18 protein-coding genes and 1 pseudogene are annotated in these 21,018 nt (G+C 62.6%); 14 read left to right on the top strand and 5 right to left on the bottom strand.

The annotated features are described in order from the left end of the window. Positions 1 to 100 precede the first annotated feature (100 nt). A pseudogene (locus L6990_RS06890) lies at positions 101 to 1,582 on the bottom strand (multicopper oxidase family protein). 71 nt (positions 1,583 to 1,653) lie between these two features. After that, positions 1,654 to 2,229, bottom strand: a complete 576-nt coding sequence (locus tag L6990_RS06885; protein WP_237203337.1) for a CueP family metal-binding protein — start codon at positions 2,227 to 2,229, stop codon at positions 1,654 to 1,656. 403 nt (positions 2,230 to 2,632) lie between these two features. Here L6990_RS06885 and L6990_RS06880 point away from each other — a divergent pair, with 403 nt between their 5' ends. The 6 genes from L6990_RS06880 to L6990_RS06855 all read left to right on the top strand — a co-directional run bounded on the left by L6990_RS06880 (position 2,633) and on the right by L6990_RS06855 (position 8,311). Then, entirely contained in the window at positions 2,633 to 3,355 is a 723-nt protein-coding gene (locus tag L6990_RS06880; protein WP_237203336.1) for a response regulator transcription factor, read from the top strand. Continuing rightward, a complete protein-coding gene (locus L6990_RS06875; RefSeq protein ID WP_237203335.1) occupies positions 3,352 to 4,479 on the top strand; it encodes a sensor histidine kinase in 1,128 nt (375 codons plus the stop codon). The genes L6990_RS06880 and L6990_RS06875 overlap by 4 nt, the downstream gene beginning before the upstream one ends. A 115-nt stretch (positions 4,480 to 4,594) precedes the next feature. After that, positions 4,595 to 4,921, top strand: a complete 327-nt coding sequence (locus tag L6990_RS06870) for a heavy-metal-associated domain-containing protein (RefSeq protein ID WP_237203334.1) — start codon at positions 4,595 to 4,597, stop codon at positions 4,919 to 4,921. 261 nt (positions 4,922 to 5,182) lie between these two features. Next, positions 5,183 to 7,207 (top strand): copper-translocating P-type ATPase, encoded by a 2,025-nt coding sequence (locus L6990_RS06865; protein WP_237203385.1) that lies wholly within the window; start codon positions 5,183 to 5,185, stop codon positions 7,205 to 7,207. Positions 7,208 to 7,255: 48 nt separating this feature from the next. Continuing rightward, the gene (locus L6990_RS06860) at positions 7,256 to 7,918 is read left to right on the top strand and encodes a DUF305 domain-containing protein (RefSeq protein ID WP_237203333.1); all 663 of its coding nucleotides are present in this window, start codon (positions 7,256 to 7,258) and stop codon (positions 7,916 to 7,918) included. 168 nt (positions 7,919 to 8,086) lie between these two features. Next, complete coding sequence (locus tag L6990_RS06855) at positions 8,087 to 8,311, top strand: trehalase-like domain-containing protein (RefSeq protein ID WP_440480487.1); 225 nt, start codon at positions 8,087 to 8,089, stop codon at positions 8,309 to 8,311. A gap of 288 nt (positions 8,312 to 8,599) precedes the next feature. Here the strand turns inward: L6990_RS06855 and L6990_RS06850 are convergent, their stop codons facing one another. Continuing rightward, positions 8,600 to 10,540, bottom strand: coding sequence for a heavy metal translocating P-type ATPase (locus tag L6990_RS06850; RefSeq protein WP_237203332.1), 1,941 nt, complete (start codon positions 10,538 to 10,540; stop codon positions 8,600 to 8,602). Continuing rightward, positions 10,537 to 10,905, bottom strand: a complete 369-nt coding sequence (cmtR, locus tag L6990_RS06845; protein ID WP_237203331.1) for a Cd(II)/Pb(II)-sensing metalloregulatory transcriptional regulator CmtR — start codon at positions 10,903 to 10,905, stop codon at positions 10,537 to 10,539. Before cmtR ends, L6990_RS06850 begins: the two co-directional genes overlap by 4 nt. A gap of 190 nt (positions 10,906 to 11,095) precedes the next feature. Between cmtR and L6990_RS06840 the strand changes: the two genes are divergently transcribed. The 7 genes from L6990_RS06840 to L6990_RS06810 all read left to right on the top strand — a co-directional run bounded on the left by L6990_RS06840 (position 11,096) and on the right by L6990_RS06810 (position 18,319). Further along, on the top strand, positions 11,096 to 12,133 hold the full coding sequence (locus tag L6990_RS06840) for a DUF2268 domain-containing protein (protein WP_237203330.1): 1,038 nt from the start codon (positions 11,096 to 11,098) through the stop codon (positions 12,131 to 12,133). Between the two features lie 26 nt (positions 12,134 to 12,159). Beyond that, positions 12,160 to 12,939 (top strand): MerR family transcriptional regulator, encoded by a 780-nt coding sequence (locus L6990_RS06835; protein ID WP_237203329.1) that lies wholly within the window; start codon positions 12,160 to 12,162, stop codon positions 12,937 to 12,939. Between the two features lie 48 nt (positions 12,940 to 12,987). Then, positions 12,988 to 14,097, top strand: coding sequence for a site-specific integrase (locus tag L6990_RS06830; RefSeq protein ID WP_237203328.1), 1,110 nt, complete (start codon positions 12,988 to 12,990; stop codon positions 14,095 to 14,097). Beyond that, the gene (locus L6990_RS06825; RefSeq protein ID WP_237203327.1) at positions 14,094 to 15,578 is read left to right on the top strand and encodes a tyrosine-type recombinase/integrase; all 1,485 of its coding nucleotides are present in this window, start codon (positions 14,094 to 14,096) and stop codon (positions 15,576 to 15,578) included. The genes L6990_RS06830 and L6990_RS06825 overlap by 4 nt, the downstream gene beginning before the upstream one ends. Beyond that, entirely contained in the window at positions 15,568 to 15,957 is a 390-nt protein-coding gene (locus L6990_RS06820; RefSeq protein WP_237203326.1) for a DUF6262 family protein, read from the top strand. Before L6990_RS06825 ends, L6990_RS06820 begins: the two co-directional genes overlap by 11 nt. Before the next feature lie 125 nt (positions 15,958 to 16,082). Then, entirely contained in the window at positions 16,083 to 16,976 is an 894-nt protein-coding gene (locus L6990_RS06815; RefSeq protein ID WP_237203325.1) for a peptidase T, read from the top strand. A gap of 194 nt (positions 16,977 to 17,170) precedes the next feature. Next, the gene (locus L6990_RS06810) at positions 17,171 to 18,319 is read left to right on the top strand and encodes a pseudouridine synthase (protein WP_237203324.1); all 1,149 of its coding nucleotides are present in this window, start codon (positions 17,171 to 17,173) and stop codon (positions 18,317 to 18,319) included. Between the two features lie 21 nt (positions 18,320 to 18,340). Here the strand turns inward: L6990_RS06810 and L6990_RS06805 are convergent, their stop codons facing one another. Further along, positions 18,341 to 19,633, bottom strand: a complete 1,293-nt coding sequence (locus L6990_RS06805; protein ID WP_237203323.1) for an MFS transporter — start codon at positions 19,631 to 19,633, stop codon at positions 18,341 to 18,343. 91 nt (positions 19,634 to 19,724) lie between these two features. On the opposite strand from L6990_RS06805, the gene L6990_RS06800 reads away from it, so the two are divergent. Beyond that, the gene (locus tag L6990_RS06800; RefSeq protein ID WP_237203322.1) at positions 19,725 to 20,978 is read left to right on the top strand and encodes a glycoside hydrolase family 76 protein; all 1,254 of its coding nucleotides are present in this window, start codon (positions 19,725 to 19,727) and stop codon (positions 20,976 to 20,978) included. Positions 20,979 to 21,018: the final 40 nt, after the last annotated feature.

The following is a 21,018-nucleotide window of genomic DNA, read 5'->3' as shown; positions in this document are numbered from 1 at the left end:
TTGTCCCTGAAGACCACAACACCGAGGAAGGTCATCGTGCTGCCCGGTGGGTGGTCTGCAACGACTCTGCCCACCTCGGCACTCAACCCTGCTGTGGGGGTTACTCGTAGCGAAGCGAGCTGACCATCCCGGTTTCCATGTGATAGGCGTTATGGCAGTGAAATGCCCACTCACCGGGGTTCTCAGCGATCAGGTCGGCGATCATGGTTTCACCCCGGCGGAGAAGGACGGTGTCTTTGCGTAGCCCGCCGCTGCCGGGCAGCGCCCACGTGTGACCGTGGATGTGCATGGGATGGGGCATCATGGTCCTGTTGCGCATGACCATCCGCAGGCGCTGACCCTCCTGCACAGTCGCGGAGGAGGATTGGCCGTCGGTGAGAATGCTCCATTCATACGGCATCATCTGCCCGCCCAGGTCGATGCTGACTTCTCGGTCTGGTGTGCCCTCGGGCAGGAGTGCACGGCCTGCTGGCTTCAGGGAGGACAGAAGCAGTCCGGTGGACGACAACTCGGGGAAGTCGACATCGGGGCGGGGGGCCTGGCCGCCGGCGGTGCGGATGACGGCGAAGGCGCGGTCGTCCTTACCCACCGCCAAAGCCGTGAGCGGGAAGACGCCGTCGCCGAGGATGACCTCGACGTCGACACGCTCGCCCATCGACAGGTAGATCGATTCGGTCTCCCAGGGCTGGACAGGGAAGCCGTCGGTGTGGGTGACGGTCATGCGGTGACCACCGAGGGCCACCTTGAAGATGGTGTCACCGCCGGAGTTGATAAACCGCAGGCGGGCCTTGTCGCCCGGGCGAGCCTTGAAGGTCCGGTGAGCACGGGGGATACGTCCGTTGATGAGGTAGTGCGGATACATCACATCGCCGGCATCCCCGCCCAGTACCCGGTCCGGGGTGCCGTGCACCATCTGGCCGTGACCTCCCATTCCCATCCCCCCGTTATGGTCGCCCGAACCCATTCCGGTGAGCTTGTCGAGCTCATCGTCGGGAGTGCCCTGAATGCCATCGACCCAGTCGTCGAGCACGATGGTCCACTCGACGTCCTGGTCCTCAGCGTCTTGCGGGTCACGGATGATCAGTGGGGCGTGGAGGCCGCGATCAAGCTGCAGGCCGGTGTGGGAATGGTAGAAGTAGGTGCTACCGTGGGGGACTTCAAAAACATAGGAGAAAGACTCGCCAGGTTCAATGGGGTTCTGGGTCATGCCGGGCACACCGTCGGCTGCGTTGTGGAGTGCGATGCCATGCCAGTGGATGGAGGTGCTCTCAGGCAGTTCATTGGTGATATCGACCTGGAGGACGTCGCCGGCGGTGGCCTCAATGGCCGCATCCCCGGTGTCAGAGACGTATCCCCACGTCTTGGCTTCGATGCCGCCGATATCCAAGGAGAGGGGCCGGGCGGTCAGTGTCCGGCGCACCGTCGGCTCACCGAGCGCAGTGGGGGTGGGAGTGGGGCGAAGGGAGGGACCTGATCCCGAGGCAGCGGGTCAAGGGTTGCTGGTGCAGGCGGTCAGGGCCCCGGTGCCGGCGAGGATGAGCCCGCCGAGCAGAAACTGTCGTCGGGAAGACGCGTTCGTCATGATTTAACCTTTCTTGGTGCAAGATTTCAGTGATACGGGAGACAGGCGCAGGTGAGGACTCTGCTGAGCCATCACGTCAGGCGCAGGTCTGTGACACAGGTGGCACCGTCGTCGGTGGTGGAAAGCTCCGTGGTGCCGGTACGCCCCTGGTAGCTGACCTCAATCAGGACGGTGGCATCATCAGGAAGCCAGAAGCCAATAAACCCATTGTCGAAGGTGGTTGTCGCCTCGTCCACTAGCACCTCACCGGTCGCCTCATCGGTGATCGTGACCTGGATATCCTCATTGTCGAGTTCCCCCAGGCAGGTCGTGAGGCTGTGGTAGAAGCAGTCGTGGGTGGAGGTGAGATAGGGCGCGATCGAGACATACGTCTGATTGTCGGGAAGATCGACCACGACTTCCTGGTCATCGCTCGAGAGCAGCAGTTCATCTGCACGCACTGAGGCGATCAGATCCGTGGGACGCTCAGTGACCTTCTGCCGGTCGAGGTGATCAATGATCTCCACCGCGTCCATGGCGGCCAGGCCATGGGTAGTCAGGAATGTATCCTGGGACACCGTCCCGTCGGCGGTGGGTTCCGGGTCGGCGGCCGAACACCCCGTGAGGGCGAGGGCAAGGGCGGCGGCTGCGATCGCTGCTCGTTTCACGTCAATCTCCTTGGATCGTGGTAAGACCGTGAGAAGACACCGCCTCAAGGTCGATGCCATACCTTTTTCTAGCACGGGTGCCTGACGGACTAGAAATCAAAAACCTTGCTCACAGCACTATAACAGGGCGAAAAGGGGGTGAATTCGGTGGGCTGGGTCACCACCGGGACACCACCCCACAGCCGTGGGCGATGTCCTTCTACCCGCCCCGGGTATGCGGTGCAGGCAGTGAAATCCCTGGTGGCGCCTGCTGAACCGACCAGGGGAGGCGATGCCGCCGGCCCGGGGTGGGGCACAGGGGTGACGGCGGTCGAAGGGTGATGTTTGAAGATTTGATGAAGATTTCCCCGCCGGGCACTGAGCGAGGTTGGTATTCCCCCTGGCCGGAGCGATACTGGGGTGTATGGATGACCGCACACCGACCACCGCCACGCCCCCGGGGCGGGTGCTGGTCGTCGATGATGAACAACCCCTGGCTCAGATGGTGGCCTCCTACCTCATCCGGGCCGGCTTCGATACCCGCCAGGCACACACCGGCACCCAGGCCTTAGACGAGGCCCGTCGCTTTTCCCCCGATGTTGTGGTGCTAGATCTGGGGCTACCCGAACTCGACGGCCTGGAGGTGTGCCGACGGATCCGCACCTTCTCGGACTGCTACATCCTCATGCTCACCGCGCGTGGCAGCGAGGACGACAAGATCAGCGGTTTGACCCTGGGGGCGGATGACTACATCACCAAACCTTTTAGCATCCGGGAACTGGTGACCCGGGTGCATGCGGTGCTGCGCCGCCCGCGCACCAGCATCACCCCACCGCAGGTGACCACCCCCTTGATCGTTGGTGACCTCATCCTTGACCGCGTCGCCCATCAGGTGCGGGTGGGGGAGACGACCGTGGAGCTCACCCGCACGGAGTTCGAGCTGCTGGTTGCCCTGGCCCTGCGCCCCGGCCAGGTGCTGACCCGCCACGACCTGGTCACCGAGGTCTGGGACACCACCTGGGTCGGTGATGAACGCATCGTCGATGTCCACATCGGCAACTTGCGTCGCAAGCTCGGCACCGACACCCGGGGCCGGGGGTTTATCGACACCGTGCGTGGCGTGGGCTACCGGGTGGGGCAGCCATGAATCACGGACCCGGCCTGACCTTCCGCTTCCTGGCCGCCCAGGTGTTGGTCGTGGTGATGAGCCTGCTGGTGGCCGCGGCCGTGGCCACGATGGTGGGCCCGACCCTGTTCCATGATCATATGTTGATGACCGGCCAGGAGGACCCCTCGCTGGAGCTGTTCCATGCCGAGCAGGCCTACCGGGACGCCAACCTGATCACCCTGGCCGTCGCCCTGCCCACCGCCTTGATCAGCGCCCTGCTGGCCAGCCTGTGGTTATCGCGTCGCCTGCGCACCCCCCTGCAGAATCTCACCCGCGCCGCTACCAGCCTGACGGCCGGCAACTACCGTATCCGCGTGCCCGCCGGAGAAGCAGGCCCCGAGGTCACCACCCTGGCGCATGCCTTCAACACCATGGCCGACCGGCTGGAACACACCGAACAGGTCCGCCGCCAGATGCTCTCTGATCTGGCCCACGAAATGGGCACCCCCTTATCGGTGCTCACGGTCTACCTCGATGGTCTCCAGGACGGGGTTGTGGACTGGAATAATGCCACCCACACGATCATGGCTGACCAACTCGCCCGCCTGGCCCGGTTGATGGAAGACATTGACGATGTCTCCCGGGCCCAGGAACACCGGATCGATTTGGACCTGGCGGAGGAAGGGCTCGGGGATCTGCTCCATACCGCCGCTGCTGCCGCGGGGGAAGCTTATGCTGACAAAGGCGTCGATTTACAGGTCGAGACCATTACGGACACCGCCCGGGTGATCGTGGACCGGCAACGCTTCGGCCAGGTGATGAGCAATCTCCTGTCGAACGCGCTACGGCACACCCCGGCCGGCGGGCAGGTCCGGATCAGCGTCCACCGACAGGGGGCGTCCACCGCGCTCATCCACGTCGCCGATGACGGCGAGGGCATCCCACCTGGCCAGCTCGGACACATCTTCGAACGCTTCTACCGGGGGGATGCCGCCCGCAGCCGGGACAACGGCGGGGCCGGTATCGGTCTGACCATCTCCAAGGCATTGATCGAGGCCCACGGCGGCACTCTCACCGCCACCTCCCCCGGACCCGGTCGCGGAGCGGTGTTTGCCCTCCGCCTCCCGCTGTCCCCTCCCGACAGTGAGGAGGCTGCTCGGTGACCGCACCCTGCCCCGCGTGAGGGCCGTGCCCTCCACCCCCTTCCAAATATACCCCCTTGGGGTATATGCTAGAGAGTAGCATCGCCGCATCCCACCGACCCGTAGGAGCTTTCCCATGATCACCTCCCCGCCCCGCCTCTTGCCGATAGCCTCCCACAGCTGCAGCTGTTGCGGACCTGCCTCACGTGCCGACACCGCCTCCATCCCTGCCGCCAGCGACTCGTCAGTAGGAGGGTCCTCCCCTAGCTACCAGGTCACCGGCCTGACCTGCGGGCACTGCGCGAAAAGCGTGACCCAGGCCCTTCAGGCCCTTCCCCAGGTCGACGACGTCCAGGTTGATCTCGCTGCTGGTGGTGTTTCCACCGTCACGGTCACCGGTGTCGTACCTCCGGAGATGGTTCGCCGGGCCATCGAGGAGGCCGGCTACACCGTCTTATCCTGATCAGTTTTACCCATCATCTCAACCCCGACCGGGTTGAGCGGAAGGAACGTAATGAGCACTCCCCACCATTCCGGCGATCACCATGGTGATCACCCCGCTCCGGAAACAGACCACACCCACCACCCGGATCGTGCCGGCCACGAACACCACGCAGATGTCGACACCCACGGCCAGGCGATGCCCCACGATCACCCGCACTCCGTCCTGGACGAAGACCACCACGTTCATGGTCACGGCGAACACGCCGGGCACAGCACCGCAATGTTTCGGGACCGCTTCTGGTGGTCGCTGATTCTGTCCATTCCCGTCGTTATTTTCAGCCCCATGGTCGCCCACCTGCTCGGCTACCACCTCCCGGCATTCCCCGGATCCACCTGGATCCCCCCAGTACTGGGCACGATTATCTTCGTCTACGGCGGAACGCCTTTCCTCAAGGGCGGATGGACGGAACTGAAATCCCGCCAACCCGGGATGATGCTCCTGATTGCCATGGCCATCACCGTGGCGTTTGTCGCCTCCTGGGTCACCACTCTGGGGCTGGGCGGTTTTGACCTGGACTTCTGGTGGGAGCTGGCCCTGCTGGTGACCATCATGCTGCTGGGCCACTGGCTGGAGATGCGCGCTCTCGGGGCCGCGTCCTCCGCGCTTGACGCGCTGGCTGCCCTGCTGCCGGATGAGGCCGAGAAAGTCATCGACGGGACCACCCGCACCGTGGCCATCTCCGAGCTGGTCGTCGACGACGTCGTGCTGGTAAGGGCCGGTGCCCGGGTGCCGGCCGACGGAACCATCCTCGACGGAGCCGCCGAATTCGATGAGGCGATGATCACCGGCGAATCCCGTCCCGTCTTCCGCGACACCGGTGACAAGGTGGTCGCCGGTACCGTGGCCACCGACAACACCGTCCGCATCCGGGTGGAGGCTACCGGCGGGGACACCACCCTGGCCGGGATCCAACGCATGGTTGCCGACGCCCAGGAGTCCTCCTCCCGGGCCCAGGCCCTGGCGGATCGGGCGGCGGCGTTGTTGTTCTGGTTCGCGCTGATCTCCGCTCTGATCACCGCGGTGGTGTGGACCATCATCGGCAGCCCGGACGATGCCGTGGTGCGCACGGTCACGGTGCTGGTCATCGCCTGTCCGCACGCCCTGGGCCTGGCGATTCCGCTGGTCATTGCGATCTCCACCGAGCGTGCCGCGAAATCCGGGGTGCTCATCAAGGACCGGATGGCGCTCGAGCGGATGCGCACCATCGACGTGGTGCTCTTCGACAAAACCGGCACCCTGACCAAGGGTGAGCACGCGGTCACCGGTGTCGCGGCAGCTGTCGGCGTCACCGAGGGCGAGCTGCTGGCCCTGGCCGCCGCCGCGGAGGCCGACAGCGAGCACCCCGTGGCCCGCGCCATCGTGGCGGCCGCGGCCGCCCATCCCGAGGCCTCCCGTCGGCAAATCCGTGCAACTGGTTTCAGCGCCGCCTCCGGCCGGGGGGTCCGGGCCACTGTCGATGGCGCTGAGATCCTCGTGGGCGGGCCGAACATGCTGCGCGAGTTCAACCTCACCACCCCGGCCGAGCTCACCGACACCACCAGCGCCTGGACCGGGCGCGGGGCCGGTGTGCTCCATATTGTCCGCGACGGTCAGATCATCGGTGCGGTGGCCGTCGAGGACAAGATCCGCCCCGAATCCCGCGCCGCCGTGAAAGCCCTGCAGGACCGCGGGGTGAAGGTCGCGATGATCACCGGTGACGCGCAGCAGGTGGCCCAGGCGGTTGGCCAGGACCTGGGGATCGATGAGGTCTTCGCCGAGGTCCTGCCCCAGGACAAGGACACCAAGGTCACCCAGTTACAGGAGCGTGGCCTGAGCGTGGCCATGGTCGGCGACGGTGTCAACGACGCCCCGGCCCTGGCCCGCGCCGAGGTCGGCATCGCCATCGGGGCCGGCACGGATGTGGCGATGGAATCCGCCGGAGTGGTCCTGGCCAGTGACGATCCCCGGGCAGTGTTGTCGATGATTGAGCTCTCGCAGGCCAGCTACCGCAAGATGATCCAGAACCTCATCTGGGCGTCCGGTTACAACATCGTGGCCGTGCCCCTGGCCGCCGGTGTGCTCACCCCTATCGGCATTCTGCTTCCCCCGGCGGCCGCCGCCATCTTGATGTCCCTGTCCACGATTATCGTCGCCCTCAACGCCCAGCTGCTACGCCGGATCGACCTGGACCCGACCCACCTGGCTCCCACCAGTCCGAAGGAGGAACACACCACGCCTACTCCGGCATCCACCGCCGTCCACTAATCCACCACTTCTCTCCGCTGCCCCCATATGACCCTGAAAGGCTCCACCATGAAGCGCACCCTTGTTCTTTCCACTCTCGCCGTGGCCTCCACCCTGGCGCTGGCCGCCTGCGGTGAGGCCACCGACGCCACCACCTCTGCCACCACCTCTGCCACCACCTCTGCCACCAGCACTGCGACGACTATCCCTGAGACGACCGAGACCACCACGGCGACGACTGAGGCGGACGGGGAGATCTCCGCCGATCACAACGACGCGGACATCATGTTTGCCCAGATGATGATCCCCCATCACCAGCAAGCCGTGGAGATGAGTGAGACGCTCCTGGCCAAGGAGGGTATCCCCGCCCAGGTCGTGGAGTTTACCCAGGGGGTTATTGACGCCCAGGGACCGGAGATTGACCGGATGAACGCCATGCTCGAGGGCTGGGACCAGCAGCCGGTCACCGGTGATATGGGTGAGATGGACCATGGCGGGATGAGCGGGATGATGAGCCAGGAGGACATAACAGCCCTTGAGGAAGCCCAGGGCACCGAGGCTGCCCGCCTCTACCTGGAGCAGATGACCGCCCATCATGAGGGCGCGGTCGATATGGCCCGCGATGAGGTCACTGATGGCCAGAACCCGCAGGCCATCGCTCTGGCTGAGCAGGTCATTGAAGATCAGGAGGCCGAGATCGCCCAGATGCAGCAGATGCTCACTGACCTATGACAGGTGCCCGTCTTTTTCTGATCCCGAGGACAGGAAACTGAAAAAGAGGGATAACCGTGACGATTGCCACCTGCTGCGGGCGATGGGTCGTTGTCACCGCAGCGGGTGCACCGGGGTGGATGTTTCTTCTCCCTCTGGGCGCACCACTGAGGAAAGGGGAAAGCTCCTGTGTCCAGACCCTTGGGGGACTACGCATTATTGTCCGATACTCACACGGCCGCCCTGGTCTGCCGGCAGGGCAGCATTGATTGGTTGTGTCTGCCGCGCTTTGACTCCCAGGCGGCCTTTTCCGCTCTTCTCGGCGACCATCGTGATGGTCACTGGCTAGTAGATGTGCCCGGGGGTTGTCCCGCCGGGCTTTTCCTCATAGCCTCATCCGCCCGCGTCTTATAGGTTGTGAGACAATCTAGTATTGAAACAGACTTTTGACACATAAAGTCAGCTCCATGAGCCTACTTTTGAGCACCGTCGCTCAATGTGTCATAAACGACCGTTCTTGACCAAGCAACCAAAAACCGGGAATCCCCGGCGTATGACTGTTAGTTTCAATTGTCGGTTTATCACCGTTAAAAATGGCGCATCGCACAGCACGATTCACCTTGGTTCTAAATGGTTGAAGGAGGGGTGCTAATTTCCTGGTGGAAATAGTGCCCGTTACCTTCAACAGCAACGAAACCAGCGCTAATGCAGGACGCTGCCAGGCTGCTGTGTGAGCTGCTTGCGGTGGACGCGGGCAGCACGAAGTCCGTTGGCAATCACGATGACTTCTGCGACCTCGTGAACCAGCACTACCGCGGCCAATCCCAGCACTCCGGTAATAGCCAAGGGCAGCAGAACAACGATGATCGCCATTGACAGGACAATGTTCTGATTCATGATCGCCCGGCCCCGTCGGGCATGGGACAAGGCTTGCGGAATCAGTCTCAAATCGTGGCCGGTGAAGGCTACATCGGCTGATTCTATGGCGGCATCGGCACCGGTAGCGCCCATCGCAATCCCCACGGTAGCGCTAGCCAAGGCAGGGGCATCGTTGATCCCGTCACCGATCATCCCTGTAGGAACCTGCTGCACTGACGAAGCGATTTCACGGGCCTTGTCTTCAGGTCGCAGTTCGGCATGAACGGTGTCAATGCCGGCGATTGAAGCCAGCGCGTGGGCAGTACGGGAGTTATCGCCGGTGAGCATCACCAGGTCGATTCCCTGGTTATGCAGGTCTCGAATTGCCTCGGCCGCTTCAGGGCGTAGCTCATCGCGCACGCCGATCACGCCAATGACCTGCTCTGCACGAGTGACCATGACGCAGGTTTGCCCGGAGGCTTCCATGGATTCAACAGCGGAAGCAAGCGATCCTGGGGCAATCCATCGAGGACTGCCGACTCCGACCTGAACACCATCCAGGACGCCGGTAATGCCGTGTCCTGGCTCTTCGTTAACCGCCGTTGCCTCCGGGATCGCGGGTACTGCTGAGGTGATGGCCGTAGCTAGAGGGTGGGTGCTGTGCTGTTCCAGGGCGGCGGCAACGGCGAGCACCTCTTCGCGGGTCGCATCATCAACGGTCTGGACTTGCGTGACCACTGGCTGATTGCGTGTGAGTGTTCCAGTTTTATCTACCGCGATGCGGCGCAGGGAACCAAGCCGTTCGAAGGCTGCTCCGCTTTTGATGATGACACCGAACTTGCTGGCAGCTCCGATGGCGGAAACAACGGTGACAGGAACGGCGATGGCCATCGCGCAAGGCGAGGCTGCGACCAGCACGATCAGTGCGCGTGTGATCCATGTTTCGGGATCGCCGAAGATCGCTCCAAGCACAGCGACCAGTACGGCCAGGACGATGACACCGGGAACCAGCGGGCGGGCAATGCGGTCAGCGAGCCGTGCCCGTTCGCCACGTTCCGACTGGGCTTGCTCGACTAGGCTCACCAACGTGGTCAGGGAGTTGTCCGTGCCGTTCGCCGTTGCAGTGACTACTAGAGCGCCGGATGAATTGATGGAACCAGCAGCAACCTGGTCACCCACGGTTACTTCCACGGGAATTGATTCCCCCGTGATAGCGGAGGTGTCTAAGCTGCTTGATCCTTGGCTGACCACGCCATCGGTTGCCAAGCGTTCACCAGGCTTCACGCGCAGGGCATCGCCAATCTTGATCTCTGCTGCACTGACCACGACCTGTGTGCCGTCACGGATGACGGTGGCCGTTTCCGGGACGAGCTTCAACAAAGAGCGCAGGCCCGAGCGTGCCCTGTCCATGGCTTTGTCTTCCAGGGCTTCGGCAATGGAATACAGGAATGCCAGGGCTGCGGCTTCCTCGACATAGCCGAGGATGACCGCACCGGTGGCGCTGATGGTCATCAGCAGCCCAATGCCGAGTTTCCGTTTCGTGAACAGGTTTCTCAGGGCGCCGGGCACAAAGGTAAAAGCGCCTAGCAGCAGGCCGATCCAAAACAGCACCAAGGCCACGATGGCGGTGCTTTCGCCGTGGGTGCTCCATTCAAGGACGAGCCCAGTGAGGAAGAAAACGCCTGAGGCTATGGGGACGAGTACATGCCAATCCCGCCACCAGGGCAGTTCCTCTTCGAATTCTTCGGTGGGTTCCGGTGAGTCGCAACCGCAGGCGGAACTCATGCTTGCTCCTCGTGTTCTCGATCGGCGCTGGTGGCGCAGTCAGGGCAGGAAGAGTCCAGGCAAGGTACTTGATCATCGACGGCCAACGTCATGTCAACCAGGGCGCTCAGGGCGGTGGTGAGGTGAGGATCGGTGATTTCGTACCGGGTTTTGCGGCCTTCCATTTTCGCCACGACAATTCCGCAGCCGCGCAGGCAGGTCAGATGGTTGGAAACGTTGGCGCGGCTCAGTCCTAGGGCCTGGGCAAGTTCCGCTGGGTATCCGGGTTCGTGCAGCAAGGACAGGAGGATGCGCGACCGGGTGGGGTCGGCCATGGCACGGCCAAGCCGGTTCATCGCATCGATCCGCGATTCAATGTTCATCATGCGATGTACTATACAGCACTTGATGTACTAGTGGCACCGCCCAAAATCGACCGTTATCTAGAGTCCGGGATCGGCGACTCGTCTTGACCTGCGGTTTCGTGTCATGGTCTGTGTCCATGAGGCGGCGAACATTGCCGCCTGTGTCGACACCCAAATCCGTCCGTGCTTCCGTTTAAGTTCGCAAGGCGTGTTGCGCAACTCGATCAATCCAGCGCGGGCGGCCCGGCAAAGCTCGGCACCCGGCAAAAGCGTCACCTGTGTCGCCGCCAGCAGTCTTGATTTTGACCTTAACGCGACGGCAATGTTTATCGTTTGTTTCATGACTATTTCAGTGATTGATAGCGCCTCGGCCATGAGCCGAGTTCTCCGAGCGGCACCAGATGCGCGCGCCGACCTGGTCCGTGACATGTGGTCTCCGCTCGCGGGGATGTACCACTTCGTTCCGGGAGGGGTGGATATGGCGACCGTCCACCGGCAGAACTTCGGCTTCGACTGGGAGAACCCAATCGCGCTGGTCGAGCAAGGCGTCGAGAAACTCATTGAAGCAGACGCATGGAGTCGCATCACCGGGGCACTCCAACGAGGCGCTGCGGAGTTGGAGGCGATCAACCCCGGCATCGATGTGCCCGACCTGCAGGTTCTGCTCGTGTTGGGCGATCCCGCCAACAAACATTTCGTTGACGAGATTCAGGGACTGTCGGCGTTCGGGGGAATCAGCGGCTTCATCACCATTACGGTCTGGCCGACTCCTCAGGTGCTCGACCGGCTCGAAGCGATTGCCGTTCATGAGCTGCATCACAACGTGCGGTATTCGCCGGGCGGTGTCGTCTGGGATCCGATGACGGTAACTGTTGGTGAACAGGTGGTCTCAGAGGGGCTCGCTGACGAGTTCGCCGCTGAGCTCTACGGCGATCGTGGGTACAGTCATTTCGTCAGCGCGCAGGTCCGCGACGATGACGAAGTCCTTGCGAAGGTCTCGTCGGGTCTCAGCGTCACCGGCATGCAGAACTTCACGGCCTGGGTTCATGGTGATGCGAGCGCGCGGCTTTTCGGCGCGGAGCCGGTGGGTCTCCCGACCGGTGCTGGATACGCAGCGGGCACGAGGCTCGTGCGCGCGTATCTCGAGGCCACGGGTTTTACTGCTGCGCAGTCCGTTGCCGTACATGTAGATGAAATCCTGCGAGTCGCCGCGCCACTGCTAGGCCTGCGGCTCGATGGAGAAGACTGAGAACACCACACGTTAGGAGGCAGGTCATGGAATGGACGGTGAACGAGGCCGCAGAGCGTGCCGGCATCAGTGGCCGCACGTTACGCCATTACCACCAGATTGGCTTGCTCACCCCGGACCGCGTCGGGTCCAACGGCTATCGCTACTACGGCCCCGACGCGGTTGCCCGTCTGCAGAGGATTCTTCTCCTGCGCGAAACGGGCATGCCACTCGCCGAGATCGCAGCTGCACTCGAGAGGGCTGCAACTCCTGATGCGGAAATCGAGGCGCTCACCGGACATTTGGATCAGCTTGCTCAGGAACGCGAGACGCTGGATCGACGTATCAGCGCAGTGAAGCACACCCTGTCGATGCGTCGTCAGGGACGCGAGCCACGGATGGATGTCATGCTCGAGGGCTTCAATGATCGATACGAGGCTGAGGTTGTGGAGCGTTGGGGTCGAGACGCTTTCGAGGCCTCGAACCAGTGGTGGCATCGCAAGTCCGTGCAACAGCAGCGAGATTGGAAGGCACGCGCAGACGCGCTACTTGCCCGGTGGCGCGAGATCCAAGAAGAAGGCCATGAAGTGGAATCCACGGCCGCACAAGCGCACGCATCGGTCCATCTGGAATGGTTCAAGGAGATTCCTGGAACCCCCACCCACGCAGGCGATACTGAAAAATCCGTTGACATGATCCGAGGGCTCGCGGACCAGTACGAGTCGAACACTGACTTCCACGTGGCCTTCGGCACAACGGAAGCCGCGAGGTTCGCCGCTAACGCATTGCGACTTCACGTGCGACAAGTAGAAGCTTCCCCTTGCTGATCGCCCGAACGGCGGGCACGCTGTCATGATGGCCCGCGCGGAGGACTGATGCTTGTACAGCGTGTGCTTTCCCCGATCGATGGCGTGGAGTCATGGACGGTGCTGGGCGATGATGGTGCCCCGGTGGCTCCGATCGAACGGTACCTGGCGTACTTGACCCAGATTGAGCGGTCGCCCCACACGGTCAAGGCCTACGCCCACGATTTGAAGGACTGGTTTGAGTTCCTCAGCACTCAGGCCCTGGACTGGCGTGAGGTGCGGTTGGAGAACGTCGCCGAGTTCGTCGCCTGGCTGCGCCGTCCGCTGACACTGCGCGACGGGTCAGTTTCAATCCTGCCGTCGGTGGAACACCACTGCACTGAAGCGACCGTCAATCGCAAGCTCTCCGCTCTCAGCGCGTTCTATCAGCACGCCGAGCGCCACGGCATCGACCTCGGGGAGTTGCTGAGGATCTGGCAGCCGACCGGAGGCCGCAGCTCGGGTTGGAAGCCGTTCTTGCACCACATCAGCAAGGGCAAACCGCAGCCACGGCGCGCCATCGTGCTTCGCGCGCAGCGCAAGCTCCCGCGTGTACTAACCCCCACCGAGGCGCAGATGATCCTCGATGCTTGTGGCCATCTGCGGGACCGGTTCCTGTTCGCCGTGCTCTTTGACACCGGGATGCGGATCGGGGAGGCGCTGGGTCTACGACATGAGGACATCGCTGCGGCCGAGTCTCAGATCACGGTCCAGCGTCGGGTCAACGGCAACGGTGCACGCTCCAAGTCACGCAACCCGCGGACGGTACCGGTGAGTACAGAGTTGGTCCGGCTCTATTCCGACTATCTGTATCTGGAGTACGGCGATCTGGACTCCGACTACGTCTTTGTGAACCTGTGGGGTCGACCCCACGGTCACCCGCTGACCTACACAGCCGTTTACGACCTGGTCAAACGGCTGCGCCGACGTACAGGGATCGACTTCGACCCGCACTGGTACCGCCACACCGCCGCCACCCGGATGCTGCGTGACGGTGTGCCGATCGAGATCGTCTCCAAGCTGCTCGGGCACGCCGACATCACCACTACTGCCGCCGTCTACGGGCATCTGAGCGCCGAGGACGTCCGCCGCGCGCTGGAGGAAGCTGGCTGGTTCACCGGCAGAGAGGTACAACTGTGAGCACACCCAGCGCGCTGATACCCGAACAACTACCGAGGACGGGGAGCGAGCGACGCCGAACGTCCCGTCAGACGAGTAGTTGGGACACGGAGTATGGCCGGGATGTTTGGCGGCTGCGTGAGCTCGGCATCAAGGACAAACGCCTGGCCAGGATCACCTTCGAGGACATCCCACAGCCCTGGCTCAAGGCCTTGGCCAAACGATGGGCCCGCTGGCGCCTGGCCACGGGACTCGGAGTGGTCAGCGTCTCCTCGGGCACCCGGGCGATCACCTTTTTCGGGCAGTTCCTCACCGCTGCGGCACCCTCCGTCCAGGGGCTGGGACAGCTGGACCGGGAGGCGCTGGAACGCTACCTCGTCCACCTGCACGCCCGATGCTCGGGCACCGTGAAACACCGCATGCTAATCGGGCAGCTGAATCTGTTCTTCACCACCATCCGGCAACACGGCTGGGATGACTCTCTTCCCTCGGCGGTGATGTTCTACAGCGAGGACTTCCCCAAGGAAGCCATCCGGCAACCGCGCGCGCTGAGCGAAACCGTGATGGCCCAGCTGGAGAACCCGGACAACCTCGCCAAGTGGAACAACCCCAGCTACACGCTGATCACGCAGATCTTGATGGGGTGTGGGCTGCGCATCACCGATACCGTCCGCCTGCCGACCGATTGCATCGTCTACGACGGTGAGGGAGCGCCCTACCTTCGCTACCTCAACCACAAGATGAAGCGCGAGGCTCTGGTGCCCATCGACGCCGAGCTCGCCGACGCCATCACTGCGCAGCGATGCCGCCTTCAGGAGCGTTGGCCGGGTGGTGCGCCGGTGCTCTTCCCGCGAGCTACCCACAACGACGACGGCCAGGAGTCAGTCAGTGACGGCGTCTACCGGAAGGCGCTGCACCGTTGGCTCAAGCGCTGCGCCGTCCGTGACGAGCACGGCCAACCCGTTCGTGTCGTCCCGCACAGCTTCCGGCACACCCTGGGCACCAGGCTGATCAACAGAGACGTCCCCCAAGAAGTAGTCCGGCGGATCCTCGACCACGACTCCCACGTCATGACCGCCCACTACGCCCTGCTCAGCGACATCACGATCCGCCGGCACTGGGAAGCCGCACGGAAGGTCAACATCAAGGGCGAGACCGTCACCCTCGACCCCGACGGACCATTGGCCGAGGCAGCCTGGGCCAAGCAACGGGTCGGCCGAGCGACCCAGGCACTGCCCAACGGCTTCTGCGGACTGCCAGTCCAGAAGTCCTGCCCGCACGCGAACGCGTGCCTGAGCTGCCCTATGTTCATCACCACCTCAGAGTTCCTGCCCGAGCACCGGCAGCATCGCCAACAGGTCGTGCAGATCATCACCGCGGCCGAAGCCCGCGGCCAGCAACGACTGATCGAGATGAACCAGCAGGTCCTGGGAAACCTCGATCAGATCATCACCACATTGGAACGCGACCAAGACGGCGAAGCAGCACCTGATGCATGCTGATAACAGCCATCACCTGATCGCCGCCGCCCAACAGCGCCACGAGACCACGCGCACCAAAGCCACCCAGGCTCTTCGCAACCTCGACCGCGACGGCGGCGCGGTCACCTTCCAGATCGTCGCGCAAAAGGCGCAAGTCTCACGGTCCTGGCTCTACACCCAGCCCGATATCTGCGCCGAGATTCGACGGCTCCGCGACCTTCAGCACGGCTCGGATGGCTCACCGCTGCCCGCGCCCCAACGTTCCACCGAAGCATCCCTGCTACGCCGCCTCGAAGTTGCCAACGCACGCGCACGGGACCTCACCACCGAGAACCAGCAACTCCGGAAGCAACTGGAACATGCCCTCGGGCGAGCACGGGCATCGACTGCGGAACGGTGACGAGGCCGAGCCGCTTGATAGACGGCTCAAGATAACTACGTCCACCAGGAAGACTTCCGATCCGCTGAGTCGCGTGCTGGACGTCATGGCCACGTCTGACCGGACTCTAGATAACGACCGTTTTAATGCACATACTCACCTCAAGGAATCTCTATGGCAACCCGCACCTCATTAGTCACCTTTTGCCTAAGAGCCACACTATTGATAAGGCTGGCATCGCCTCGGTGATGGAAGCCTCCGTGCACCTCTTGGAATCTGACCGTACCGGCACAGGGGCAGCCCACGGCGACATCCACCTTTCCTTCGTACCCGATGAAGAAATCAGTCTGCCAGGTGTACGCACCATGGATATGGCCCGCTTCCCCGTGGACTACGCCTACACCCTTGACTCCTGCGAGCTGGGTGAAATAGTGGAGGCAACCTTCAACGCCGGCCACGCTCATGTTGAAATCACCGGGGTTACTGCCCACCCTATGAACGCCAAGGGTAACCTGCTCAACCCCATTCTGCTTGCCCAAGATTTCATTGCCCAGCTCGACCGCACCCAGACCCCCGAGAATACCGAGGGGCGTGAGGGCTACCTCTGGGTCAATGGCAGCAGCGGCAACCAGGCAAGCGCCACCCTAGATATCAGCATCCGCGACCATGACCGGGAAGGCTATGCAGTAAAGAAGAAACTATTGCAGAGCATCGCGGAGAAGCTGGCAGAAGCCAACCCTCGCGCCACCATCGCACTGGATATCACCGATGTTTACAGCAATATCGAGGACGCCAAGACCCCGGAAAACCAGCAGGCAACCGACCGGCTGCTGGATACCATGAAAGGCCTGGGCGTGGAGCCCCTGCCGCTGGCTATGCGCGGTGGCACCGACGGCTCCTGGCTCTCAGCTCAGGGCATCTTCACCCCCAACTTCTTCACCGGTGCCCACAACTTCCACTCCATCTACGAATTCCTCCCCCTGCCCTCCTTCGAGAAAAGCTGCCTCATGGTGCAAGAGCTGATGAAGTACGAGGGGTAGATAAGCTGGGATTTCCGCGGTCTCCTGTAGAAGGGGGGTGGGGCATGCTCGAAAGCCGGCTGGTCGGGGCTGGCGTGAATTGCCTCGTGAGCGCTAGCGAACCGGGCAAGAGGGTCAGCCGGCGAGAGTATGCCCCACCCCCGTCCTCCAAAGAAGTCGCCCGGGACCCCGCAAGGCTGAGAGAATGGGTAACTATGCGCAGAGTTAACCGCCACCTCAAGCCCCAGCCCCTTCCCCAGCGGAATGGCATCGACGCCGTGAGCTTTGTGCTGCCGGACGCCGCCAATTCTGCGGACGATACGCTGGGTGCGGCGACGGTTCTGGATTACCTAGCCGCACGTTTTTACCCGCATGCCCGCCCGCTCTTTGAGGATCGGTTCAACCGGGGCGAGGTCAGGGACGCTGAGGGAGGCACGGTTGCCCCGGATGCCCCCTTGGTGGGGCAGAAGATTTGGTACTACCGGGAGCTGGGGCAGGAGCGCCCGGTTCCTTTTGATATGCCGGTGCTCTATGAGGATGAGTGGGTGCTGGCGATCGATAAGCCCCACTTTTTGCCCACCACCCCTAACGGGTCTTTTGTGGCGCATACGGCGCTGGTCAAGCTACGGGTGAGGGAAAACAACCCCCTGCTGATCCCTATTCACCGGCTGGACCGGGCCACGGCGGGTGTGGTGCTCTTTGCTAAGACGCCGGAGGCTCGTGCACCCTTCCAGACGATGTTTGAGCGTCGTGCTCTGTCTAAGACCTACGAGGCGATCGCAGCGCCTATCGCCGGGCTGGGAGTGGGAGAGAGCATGACGGTGCGCTCCCGTATTGATAATGCCCACGGTCAGTTGCAAGTGGCACAAACCGGCGTGGATTTCTTGCCGGGGGACGTCCCGCCGCTCGCTCCAGAGACCAAAGCGGAAAAACGCAAGCGCCGTAGCGCCAACCGACCCTTCACCGGCTTGAACGCAGAGTCGAAGATTATCTGCCTGGCAAGCTACCCCGCGCAGGACGCCGACGCCGGGCGGCCGTCCAGCGATGTAAGCCAAAACTCCACTGGCATGAAGAAAAAACATGTCCTTGACGTTTTGAGCAACATCGAAGGGCTGCCATCACAGCTCGCCCACTATCGCCTTGAGCCTCACACCGGTAAAACCCACCAGTTACGGGTGCACCTGGCGGCGGCTGGCTCACCCATCATCGGGGACGTTATCTACCCAGAGGTGCTACCTCACACCGAAACTGACCCGGAGCTACCTCTACAACTTTTGGCGCGGTCGCTGAGCTTTACCCACCCCATCACCGGTGAGGCGCTGACCATCACCAGTAAGCGCCGCCTGGCGCTGGCACCACGCTAGCCCGCGTCCTCGCAGGTGGTTCTAGGCTTCAGGAGCTTCAGCCTTATCGGCGGTGCCCGCTAATGACTCGGCGCTCCGCACCGGCAGTAGCTGCAACCCGCGGATGATGAGATAAATAGCGCAAACCGCCCACAGGCCAGCCAGTACGACGGCGACCTGGTAGATGGTCGCGAAAGCCAACACCATAGAGGTGGCAACTAGACCTACCGGCCCGGCAATCTGGCTAATTGCCATGAAGACGCTAAAGGAGCGCCCTCGAATCTGTTCGGGCACAGTTTCGGTGACCAGCACTGTTTGTAGGGGGTTCATAACCCCACCGCCCAAACCAGAGACAGCCATACCGGCGATTGCCGCCCAGGGGGTTCCCAGCGCCCCCATCAAGCCAAAGCCCAGGGTGTAGAAAATCATTCCGATGACCCAGGCCCAGCGCGGATAGGTGGCCAGGCGTCCTGCGATAATTGAGGTCGCCATCATGCCCACCGCAAAGGCGCTCATGGACGCGCCGTAGAGGCCCGGCTGGTTGATGCCCTGGAAGTGGGCAGGTAGTAGCACCATGAGGTAGGGCATCACCAGTGCCATAGCCAGTAACGAATCTAGTGCCAGCAGGCGCATGATGGGGTAGCTCAGTGCGAGCTTCCAGCCCTTCAGCCCTTTGTAGGGGTCTTCTTCGGGTGCCTGTTCAGCGATGGTTTCTTCACCCTCATCAGCGGGAATCCTGCTGGCGCTCGGCGTCAGACGCAGAGCCGCGGTGAAGGCAGCAGCAGCTAGGGAGCAGCCGGCGGTAATCCACAGGACCTGCTCGATGGGCAGGGTGGTCATCAAAATACCGGCGAGCGCGGGGCCTGCTAGGAAGGAGACGCCGCTCAGGGCTTGGTTCCAACCCGAAATTTGGGCGACGGTTTTGCCGGAGGTTGCCGAGACGTCCCCCACCAGCGCGGCGCGGGCGCTCATACCGGGAATATCACCCACGGCGCCCAAAATGCCGATGATGATGAACCATGCCATGCCCAGCCCAAAGATCATATCCACCACAATGACTGCGATGACCGATAGCCCCGAGATGATGTCGGAGAAAATCGAAACCGGTTTGCGCCCCAGAGTATCTACCAGGTTGCCCCCGAAGTAGGCAAAGATCAGGGAGGGAACCGCGATAGCCGCCGCCACTATACCGGCTGCCGCAGGGTTACCGGTGCGCTCTAGCACCAGCCAGGGCCACACGATGCCGGCGATGGAATTGCCCAGCATCGACAGGGCTGCGGAGGACAAATACACCCAGACGGTAGAGCGGTGTTGGGTTGAGGTTGGAGTAGACATGTCATCACTATAACCGCTCCTCAGCCGGTTCCTGAGATAGGTGGCATGTATCGCTACTCTCACCGGGCTCACCGGTAGGGTCACGGTAAACTTGACACCAGCACCCAACCCAAAGGACGCCATGGACGCCACCCCAGATTTTTCAGTAGAAGACCTTTCAGCACGCGCGGCACTCGCCGAGCACTCTGTTCTGCGACTTTTCGGTGGCCGAGCGCTTAGCATCCCCGGCACCTTTCTGTGCCGGGTGCAGCACCCCGAAACCCGCGCTCGCCGCAAGCGCGCCACTGAATGGCACTACTGGTGGCAGGCGCACCTCATGGACGCTCTGGTGGATGCTGGCTTCCGCGCCCTGACCAGCGGTGATACCGATACCGCCGCTGCGCATCTACGCCGCGGGCGGGCTGTGCTACGCGGCATTCAGGTGCGCAATTACGGCACCTACCCCAACCACTTTTACGACGACATGGCCTGGCTAGTTCTAGCTCTAGAGCGCCTCAACCGTCTGGCCTTTGCGGTTGAAGGTAGCGGGGATTCCTTTGTGCAGGACGCCGCTAGCCGCCTCTACCAGGAACTGAGCGATGCCTGCACCGATGACCTGGGCGGTGGCGCTTTCTGGTCAAAGGACCGGGATTTCAAGAACACCCCGGCTACCGCCCCCATCGCTCTTGCCTTTGCCCGCGCTCACCGGCACGAGACTACCATCAGTCTGCTCAATTGGCTGCATACCACCCTCTTTGATGAGCAGAGCGGGGTCTATTTGGATGGCCTGCGCATTACCGGTGGTAGCGTCCACGCTCCCGAGACCCGCCTTGAACGCGCCCACTACACCTACAATCAGGGGCCGGTGCTGGGTGCCTACCTCACCCTGCTGGACGCCGGCGCCACCGAGGGCCTGACCGTCGACCCGGTGCACCATATTGAGCAACTGGTGGAGGGCATTGACGCCCATTTCAGCAAAGACTTCACCACCGCCACCGGCGATACCCTGCGCGTCCTCACCACTCACGGCAACGGGGACGGCGGGCTCTTCACCGGGATTCTGGTGCGCTACCTGGCGCAGGTTGCCGCTCACCCCAGCATCCCGGCTACCACCAGAGATAAGGCGCGGGCACTGGTTTTGGCTACCGCCGAACTCTTCTGGGCAGGGCGCCGGGAGTATGACCCCGATCTTCCTATGAACGAACTGGGCATCGACCCCAATGAGATTCGCGGGCAGGCTGTTGCCCTCTTCTCGCCCAGTATTACCCAGCATATTTCAGAGGTCGTCAAGCCTGGCCAGCCAGTGGATCTCTCTACCCAGCTCCAGGTCTGGATAACGCTGGAAGCCGCCGCCCGCGTCCTCTAGTCCATGCAGTACAGGTACCCGCTTTTTAGGGAAAACACCC

This window comes from Rothia endophytica (assembly GCF_928381505.1).
Lineage (GTDB): Bacteria > Actinomycetota > Actinomycetes > Actinomycetales > Micrococcaceae > Rothia > Rothia endophytica_A.
The sequence above is the reverse complement of the archived record's forward strand: the minus strand, read 5'-3'. Positions and strand labels throughout refer to the sequence as shown.

Coding starts and splice junctions, on each gene's coding strand:
- L6990_RS06880 (WP_237203336.1), top strand. CDS start 2,633: ATGGATGACCGCACACCGACCACCGCCACGCCCCCGGGGCGGGTGCTG.
- L6990_RS06875 (WP_237203335.1), top strand. CDS start 3,352: ATGAATCACGGACCCGGCCTGACCTTCCGCTTCCTGGCCGCCCAGGTG.
- L6990_RS06870 (WP_237203334.1), top strand. CDS start 4,595: ATGATCACCTCCCCGCCCCGCCTCTTGCCGATAGCCTCCCACAGCTGC.
- L6990_RS06865 (WP_237203385.1), top strand. CDS start 5,183: ATGTTTCGGGACCGCTTCTGGTGGTCGCTGATTCTGTCCATTCCCGTC.
- L6990_RS06860 (WP_237203333.1), top strand. CDS start 7,256: ATGAAGCGCACCCTTGTTCTTTCCACTCTCGCCGTGGCCTCCACCCTG.
- L6990_RS06850 (WP_237203332.1), bottom strand. CDS start 10,540: ATGAGTTCCGCCTGCGGTTGCGACTCACCGGAACCCACCGAAGAATTC.
- cmtR (WP_237203331.1), bottom strand. CDS start 10,905: ATGATGAACATTGAATCGCGGATCGATGCGATGAACCGGCTTGGCCGT.
- L6990_RS06835 (WP_237203329.1), top strand. CDS start 12,160: ATGGAATGGACGGTGAACGAGGCCGCAGAGCGTGCCGGCATCAGTGGC.
- L6990_RS06830 (WP_237203328.1), top strand. CDS start 12,988: ATGCTTGTACAGCGTGTGCTTTCCCCGATCGATGGCGTGGAGTCATGG.
- L6990_RS06820 (WP_237203326.1), top strand. CDS start 15,568: ATGCATGCTGATAACAGCCATCACCTGATCGCCGCCGCCCAACAGCGC.
- L6990_RS06815 (WP_237203325.1), top strand. CDS start 16,083: ATGCACATACTCACCTCAAGGAATCTCTATGGCAACCCGCACCTCATT.
- L6990_RS06810 (WP_237203324.1), top strand. CDS start 17,171: ATGCGCAGAGTTAACCGCCACCTCAAGCCCCAGCCCCTTCCCCAGCGG.
- L6990_RS06805 (WP_237203323.1), bottom strand. CDS start 19,633: ATGTCTACTCCAACCTCAACCCAACACCGCTCTACCGTCTGGGTGTAT.